Genomic DNA, 6,282 nt, shown 5'->3' on the forward strand with positions numbered 1-6,282 from the left:
GCCACGCGACCAGCGGAGGAGACAAATGGAAGAAAACAATGAGGCCCGCGAGCGCGAGCCCGCCGTGCATTCGCTCGACCACTACGCACTGACGGTGCCGGACCTGAGCGTCGCGGAGCACTTCCTCGGCGCATTCGGGCTGACAGTCGTCAGGCAAGACGACACGCTGGAAGTGCTCGCCCAGGATGAACGGGTCTGGGCCCGGTTCTTCCCCGGCGAGCGCAAGGCCCTGGCTTACCTGAGCTTCAACTGCTTCGCGGGGGATTTCGAAGGCATCCGCCGGAAGCTGCTCGCCGCCAACGTTGCGTTTGCCAGCGACGCCGCCCATGCCACGGCCGAAGGGCTGTGGTTCGTTGATGCCGACGGCAACCTGATCCAGGTCAAGGTCGGGCCCAAGACCTCGCCCAGCGCGAAAAGCCCGCTGAAGAACATCCACGGCCTCGCGGACATGCGCGGCGCGACCTTCCGCAACCGGGTCGGCAAGGTCCGCCCGCGGCGCCTGTCGCACGTGCTGCTGTTCACGCCGGACGTATCCCGCGCCGTGACGTTCTACAACGACACGCTAGGCCTGCGCCTGTCCGACCGCTCGGGCGACGGCATCGCCTTCACCCACGCGCCGCACGGCAGCGACCATCACCTGCTGGCCTTCGCAAAGAGCTCGGCGCGCGGCTGGCACCATGCCGCATGGGATGTCGCCAGCGTCGACGAAGTCGGCCAGGGCGCGGGACAGATGGCGGTCGCTGGCTACAAGGAAGGCTGGGGCACCGGGCGCCATGTGCTGGGCTCGAACTTCTTCCACTACGTGCGCGATCCCTGGGGCTCGTTCTGCGAGTACTCGGCAGACATCGACTACATCTCCGCCGGCCACGCATGGCCGGCCGGCGACTACCCGCCGGAAGACTCGCTGTACCAGTGGGGGCCGGATGTGCCGCCGTACTTTATCCATAACACCGAGGCTGAGTAAAAGCAGCACTAGCCGTAGCGCGAACGCCATCACTACACCGCAGCCGCCTTCTTCACCCTCGCCTTCCCCGCCCCCGCCGCCTTCTGCGCGGCCAGATGCGCCATGACGAGATCCGTCGTCACCTGGAAGTGTTCATGGAGCAGCCGGCATGCCGTATCGGCATCTCCGCGCACCGCCGCATCCACGATGGCTTCGTGCTCTGCCATGACGTCGCGCTTGCGGCCTGACTTCGGGATGTTCATCGACAGCAGCCGATACCTGGCGGTCTGGTCACGGAGCAAGGCGGAGAAACGGCGCAGCCAGGGCGACTCGCATCCCGCAACCAGCGCCGCATGAAAGTCCGAATGGGCGTCTTCCCAGTCCGGGTTCATCTGGCGGCCTTCGCCGGGCAGGAGCATCGGAATCCGTTTGAGGCGGTGATGCGCGGCGATGAGCTGGCCTTCCCACTCCACGTTGGCGCAGGCGATGGCGTCACGCAGCGCCTGCGTCTCGATCTGCTGGCGCACCCTGGTGATATCCAGCAGTTCGCTTTCGGACAACTCGGCGACGCGAAAGCCCTTCTGGTCGATGGCAACGACGAAGCCCGTGGCGCACAGGCGCGACAGCGCCTCGCGCAGGGGGATCACGCCCGCCTGGTAACGCTCGGAGAGTTCCTTGAGCCGCAGCTTGCTGCCGGCGGGCAGCTTGCCCTGGATGATCTCTTCCCGAACCGTGAGCTCGAGAATGGACGCCCACGTGCGCCCGCCCATGTCTGTGGCGCCGGGTTCGGCGACGTCTGGCGTTGCGGTGGTGTGCCCGTTGGTTGAGGTAGCCAAGTCAGCCCCGTTTCATAGATATTCTGCATTTTATCTATTTTCAAGGGCCACCCATACCCGGGTGGCCCCGATGAGGCGCGGGCATGGCGGCTTCGGTCAGAAGATGTGCTTTATCCCCAGCATGGCGCCGAGCTGGTTGCCGCCCGGTGCGGCATTGCTGCCCGGCGAGCCGGAACTGACGGAAAGGCCGAGGTTGCCCCGGTTGTCGATAAAGCCGGCGGTGCCGTAGACGGAGGTCCGCCTGGAGAAGGCGTTCGTGGCGGGGCAAGCGAGCTAATCCACCTTGTTGAACAAACTGCTCCCATGGTCGTGCAGCAGGGCAATCAGCCGGCCGGCCGCCGGCGATAGCGCCACATCCTTGCGATAGGTCACGCCAAAATTGCGCACCAGCGTGGTCGCCGCCAGCGGCACCTCCTCCAGTTGACCGCCGCTTGCGCGCAGGGTGCGCCGCGAGACAAAGGTCAGTAGTTCGGTGTCGGCGACCACGCGCGGGATCAGCGGGATGGAATTGGTCTCGATCTGCGCCACGGGCCGGGGCAGGTCGCGCGATTCGAAGGCATGGTCCAGCCAGGTCCGGCTGGCCACCGCGCGGTTGGGCAGCGCCCACTGATAGCCGGCGAGCTTGTCCAGCGTGACGCGCCGGGTCTTGAGGATCGGATGGCCCGTCACCGCGGCCACCACCACGGTGTCCTTGAGCAGCGTCTCGCAGTGAAACTCCTCTTCCTCTTCGGGCACGAAGCCCAGCACCAGGTCAAGCCGCCCCTCCCGCAACTCGTCGCGCAACTCGTAGTTGTTGCGGATGGTGAGTTGCAGCATCACGTTGGCGGCTTGCCCCAGCAGCATGCTGCAGATCCGCGGCAGCAGGTATTCCGCACCGAGCGGGCCGCTGCCAAGGCGCACGGTGCCGGCCACGCCGCGCGCGATGGCGCCCACCTCGTCGCGCAGCAAGTCGGCCTCCTGCAGCAGCGAAGTGGCGCGCGCACGCAGGGCGATGCCGGCCGTGCTGAGCTTTTGCCCTCGGCCCTCGCGCTCGAACAACTCGGCGCCGAGCGACGCCTCCAGCCTGTCGATGGCCTTGGTGAGCGTGGGCTGGCTGCGGTGCACCAGCTCGGCCGCGCGGCGGAAGTTGCCCGCGCTGGCCACGGCAAGGAAGTACTTGAGATCGCGAAGGTCCATGGGAGCATGCTGCCGGAGCAGTCTTGACTGATTACTTTTCTTGAACAGACACCAAAAATTATAAGCTGGACGGAAACTATTGAGCGCGCAAGAATTCGGCATCGCACCGGGCCTTTGCCCAACGCCGTGATCAGCCTGAGCGCCATGCCAACTACCGTACTCGTCACCGCCCCTCGCCTGGCTCCGGCCGGCGTCCGCCTGCTCGAAGCAGCGGGCGCGCGGATTCTCTACCTTGCCGACGCGAACGGCGCCAACGATGCTGGCGAGGTCGCACGCACCCTCGCTGCCGAGCCCGTCGACGCCGTCATCTCGCGCACGGTCGCGCTGAGCGGCGCCGCCATCGCGGCATGCCCCACGCTGAAGGTCATCTCCAAGCACGGCGTGGGCGTCAGCAATATCGATGTGCAAGCCGCCACCGCGCGCGGCATTCCCGTCTATGTCACGCCCGGCGCCAACGCCCAGTCGGTCGCCGAGCTCACGCTTGGCCTGATGTTCGCGGCAGCGCGGCGCGTGACGTGGATGGACCGGGAGCTCCATGCCGGCCGGTGGTCGCGCGCGCAGGACGGCATCGAGCTGCATGGCCGCACGCTGGGGCTGGTTGGTTTCGGGCAGGTCGCCCAGCGCGTGGCCACCGTCTGCCTGGCGCTCGGCATGCCGGTGGTGGCGTTCGACCCGGCGCTGGCCGGGCGCGCCAGCCCTGTCGCAGGCGTGGCGCTCGCCGATTCCCTCGACGCGCTGCTTGCGGCCAGCGACGTGCTGAGCCTGCATGTGCCCCTGAACCAGCACACCCGCAACATGCTGGCCGCGCCGCAGTTCGCGCGGATGCGGCGCGGCGCCATCCTGATCAACACCGCGCGCGGCGAGGTGGTGGACGAGGCCGCGCTGGTAGCCGCGCTGCAAAGCGGGCAGCTCTACGCGGCCGGGTTGGACACCATGGCCGTCGAGCCCCTGCCCGCGCACAACCCGCTGGCCGCGCTGGACAACGTGGTGCTCACACCCCATGTGGGTGGCTCCACGCCTGCGGCGCTGGCCGCGATGGCAAGCGATGCCGCGCGCAACGTGCTCGGCTTCCTGCACGGCAGGCCGCCCCCCGCCACCGCCTGCGTCAATCCGCAGGTGCTCGCCGCCCTCGGCGCGTGACACCTCGCCCCACACAACAGCAAGACACCAGGAACGCTGACATGAGCAACGAAGCCACCAAGGCATGGCCCGCGGGCTACCGGATCAACCCTTGCGCCGCCGGCCCCGCGACAGACGTCGTCGCGGCCTTCCGGGAGATGCCGGTAGCCGCCATTGGGGATGCCATGAGCCGCAACATCGGCACCATCGGCCTGCGCCCGTATCACAGCCGCCCCGACACCGTGCTGTGCGGGCCGGCCGTGACCGTGCGCGTGCGCCCGGGCGACAACCTGATGATTCACAAGGCGCTGATGATGGTCCGCCCCGGCGATGTGCTGGTGATCGACGGCGGTGGCGACATCACGCAGGCGCTGGTTGGCGGCCTGATGCGCACCACGTGCGTGGCCAAGCAACTCGGCGGGCTGGTGATCGATGGCGCCGTGCGCGACGTGCTGGAGTGGGCCGAAGACGGCATGCCCATCTTCGCCCGCGGCCACACCCACCGCGGCCCGAGCAAGGACGGCCCCGGCGAGGTCAACGTGCCGGTGTCATGCGCCGGCATGGCCGTGATGCCGGGCGACCTGATCGTGGGCGACGCGGACGGCGTGATCGCGGTGCCGGCCGCCGAAGCTGCCGACATCCTGCAGCGCACCCGTGCCCACCTGCTGAAGGAAGCAAAGATCCGCGCCGACAACGCCGCCGGCACCTCGGACCCCGAGCGCTTCGATGCCACGCTGCGTGCCAAGGGACTGCCGGTCTGAATCCGCCAGGGCAAGCCCGCATGGGCACCTACAAAAAACCTAGAAAAAACCTGGGAAAAAACAGGAGACAAGACATGCAACGACGCCATTTCCTCCAGGCCAGCGCCGCCATGACGCTAGTCGCCACCGGCATTGCCCGCGCGCAAGGCCCGTGGCCACAAAAGCCGATCCGCTTCGTCGTGCCCTTCCCGCCGGGCGGGGGCACCGACACCACCTCGCGCCTGATCGCCGAGAAGCTGACCCTGACCGACCAGTGGACGCTGGTAATCGACAACAAGCCCGGCGCGGGCGGCAACATCGGCCTGGACGCGGTAGCCAAGTCCGCGCCGGACGGCTACACCATCGGCATGGGCCAGGCCGCTAACCTGGCGATCAACCCCGCGCTGTACCCGAAGATGCCGTTCGATCCGTTGAAGGATTTCACGCCCGTTGCCGGCGTGGCGGAACAGCCCGTGGTACTGGTGGTGCGCCAGGATTCCCCGCTGCGCACGCTGGCCGACTTCATCAAGGCAGCCAATGCGCGCAGCGGCGACATGGGCATCGCGCAGGCCGGCAACGGCACCGTGGGCCACCTGGCCGGCGAGATGCTGGCGCGGCGCGCGCGCGTGCGGGTGCTGCAGGTGCCGTACAAAGGCGCCGGCCCGGCCATGACCGACCTGCTCGGCGGGCAGGTGGACGCCTACTTTGGCAACGCCGTCTCCGTCATGCCACAGCTATCCGCCGGCAAGATCCGCGCGCTGGCGGTGACCTCGGCCAAACGCCTTTCCGCGCTGCCATCCGTGCCAACCGTGGCCGAGCAAGGATTCGCCGGTTTCGAAGCCGCCACCTGGCTGGGCCTGGTCGGCCCCGCCGGCCTGCCGGCCGACGTCACCGCACGCCTGAGCGCGGCGACCATCAAGGTGCTGGCGCGCCCGGACGTGCAGCAAAAGCTGGCGCAGGAAGGCAGCGTGCCCACACCCCAGACCTCGCCGCAATTTGCCGCCCACATCCGCGCCGAACACGCCAAATGGGGCGCGCTGATCCGCGAGGCGCAGATCAAGCTGAGCTGACAACCCCAACCTGCCGGTGTGTGAACTGCCGAGTTCCTGCAAGCGCCCGCCCTCTCCCCCGGCCCCTCTCCCACAAGTGGGAGAGGGGAGAAAACCAGCGGGGGCAGAATCGACCTCGCCAAACCAGCGATTCGGTGTAGCCGTGTTTCCCGCCCGAAGGGGCGGGAAACACCCACGGCGATGCGAAGCGAGCCGTGAAGGTGTACCAAGGCCGTATGGGGCGCCTCGGGATTCGGCGAAAAGAGCGGAAAAGAGGGACCCATGTCTGAGTATCGCCTTAAGGCGATGCGAGTTTGGGTCCCGGCCGCTCTTTTCGTCGAAGCCCGAGGGGGTAGTCGCCCCATCCGGCGCGCCTTCTTTGCCTACTTTCTTGGCAAGACAAGAAAGTAGGTCGCCGC

Annotated in this window: 6 protein-coding genes and 1 pseudogene; 4 read left to right on the forward strand and 3 right to left on the reverse strand. The window is 67.8% G+C overall.

Annotation, left to right across the window (positions count from 1 at the left end):
* Positions 1 to 25 precede the first annotated feature (25 nt).
* Positions 26 to 964, forward strand: coding sequence for a VOC family protein (locus A9975_RS28300; protein ID WP_183035637.1), 939 nt, complete (start codon positions 26 to 28; stop codon positions 962 to 964).
* 32 nt (positions 965 to 996) lie between these two features.
* Here the strand turns inward: A9975_RS28300 and A9975_RS28305 are convergent, their stop codons facing one another.
* The 3 genes and pseudogenes from A9975_RS28305 to A9975_RS28310 all read right to left on the reverse strand — a co-directional run bounded on the left by A9975_RS28305 (position 997) and on the right by A9975_RS28310 (position 2,955).
* The gene (locus tag A9975_RS28305; RefSeq protein WP_220810926.1) at positions 997 to 1,779 is read right to left on the reverse strand and encodes a GntR family transcriptional regulator; all 783 of its coding nucleotides are present in this window, start codon (positions 1,777 to 1,779) and stop codon (positions 997 to 999) included.
* A 96-nt stretch (positions 1,780 to 1,875) separates the two neighbouring features.
* Positions 1,876 to 2,040: pseudogene (locus A9975_RS38295) on the reverse strand (porin); the annotation flags it as partial.
* A gap of 12 nt (positions 2,041 to 2,052) precedes the next feature.
* Positions 2,053 to 2,955, reverse strand: coding sequence for a LysR family transcriptional regulator (locus A9975_RS28310; protein ID WP_183035638.1), 903 nt, complete (start codon positions 2,953 to 2,955; stop codon positions 2,053 to 2,055).
* A 144-nt stretch (positions 2,956 to 3,099) separates the two neighbouring features.
* Between A9975_RS28310 and A9975_RS28315 the strand changes: the two genes are divergently transcribed.
* The 3 genes from A9975_RS28315 (at position 3,100) to A9975_RS28325 (ending at position 5,884) form a co-directional block, all read left to right on the forward strand.
* Complete coding sequence (locus A9975_RS28315; protein WP_183035639.1) at positions 3,100 to 4,095, forward strand: hydroxyacid dehydrogenase; 996 nt, start codon at positions 3,100 to 3,102, stop codon at positions 4,093 to 4,095.
* A gap of 41 nt (positions 4,096 to 4,136) precedes the next feature.
* A complete protein-coding gene (locus A9975_RS28320) occupies positions 4,137 to 4,835 on the forward strand; it encodes an RraA family protein (protein WP_183035640.1) in 699 nt (232 codons plus the stop codon).
* A 74-nt stretch (positions 4,836 to 4,909) separates the two neighbouring features.
* Positions 4,910 to 5,884, forward strand: a complete 975-nt coding sequence (locus A9975_RS28325; RefSeq protein WP_183035641.1) for a tripartite tricarboxylate transporter substrate binding protein — start codon at positions 4,910 to 4,912, stop codon at positions 5,882 to 5,884.
* The last annotated feature ends 398 nt before the right edge of the window (positions 5,885 to 6,282 follow it).

The sequence above is a fragment of the Cupriavidus sp. UME77 genome (assembly GCF_014170355.1).
GTDB lineage: Bacteria > Pseudomonadota > Gammaproteobacteria > Burkholderiales > Burkholderiaceae > Cupriavidus > Cupriavidus basilensis.